Here is a 1015-nt window from a genome sequence, read left to right on the forward strand (position 1 = left end):
CGCGGTCGCCCCGCACGCCTCCAGGGACAAGGACGACTCGACGCTGCACCGCATCCGGTGCGTTCTCGACGACCGGAACCTGACGGTCACCGCGTCGAACCGATGGACCGCGGGGCTGGCGATCGTGTCGGTGTGGGAGATCCCCGACGGGGAGATCGGCTCCTTCGACCTGTCCCCCACCGACTGCTCAGAGCTGCTGGTCCTGTTCAAGGGCGCGAAGTCCGACGACGAGGACAACGGCGACACCCTCGAGCTGGAGGTGGGCACCGAGGTGTCCATCACCGACACCGGCGGGCTGTTCAACGGCAAGCAGCTCAAGCTGCCCCGGCTGCCGCACGGCACGTCGTTCCCGCCGCTGGTCGAGCTGTTCGCCACCGGCGCGAACGCGCTGGGCACGAGCAACACCCGCTGGTGCGTCGACGGGAAGCTGCTCGCCCTGTTCGCGAAGGCCTCGACCGCCTACGGCAAGTCGCTGTCGCTGACCCCGTGCCGCCTGCCCGCACCCTCGTCGATGGTCACCTGCGGCGACAGCTTCCTGGGCCTGATCATGCCGATCGTCTCCGAGGACCTCGACGGCCAGATCAACTCGTGGATGGTCGACTGGCTGCACCGCCTCCCCGAGCCCGATCCCGACCGCCCGGCCCGCATGGTCCGCGTGGAGACGGTCGAGCTGTCCGACGAGGCCAAGGAGTACCAGCGGCAGCTCGCCGAGCACGCCGACCTGGTGCAGGCCGCCGAGCAGGTCGTGGCCTCCCAGTTCGGGTCGGTGTCGATGATCCAGCGCAAGCTGCGGGTCGGGTTCGCCAAGGCCGTCCGGCTGATGGAGCAGCTCGAGCGCGCCGGGATCGTCGGCCCGTCCGAGGGCAGCAAGGCCCGCGACGTGCTGGTCCCCGAAGACGCTGACCTGTCGGCGCTGCTGCCCCCGCCGGCGGCCCCCCGATGACCGCCCTCAGCTCCTGGGCCGACGAGTCGGCCGCGCAGACCATCACCAGCCACCAATCCACCCCCCCACCCG

The 1015-nt window shown here is 70.7% G+C and carries 1 protein-coding gene; it reads left to right on the top strand.

Annotated features, from left to right (window positions below):
• Positions 1-943, top strand: a 943-nt coding sequence (locus tag BLP29_RS21370) for a DNA translocase FtsK (RefSeq protein ID WP_279385474.1), incomplete at its 5' end; no start/stop codon positions are given.
• Positions 944-1015: the final 72 nt, after the last annotated feature.

The sequence above is a fragment of the Klenkia marina genome, from assembly GCF_900101025.1.
GTDB classification, from domain to species: Bacteria; Actinomycetota; Actinomycetes; order Mycobacteriales; family Geodermatophilaceae; genus Klenkia; species Klenkia marina.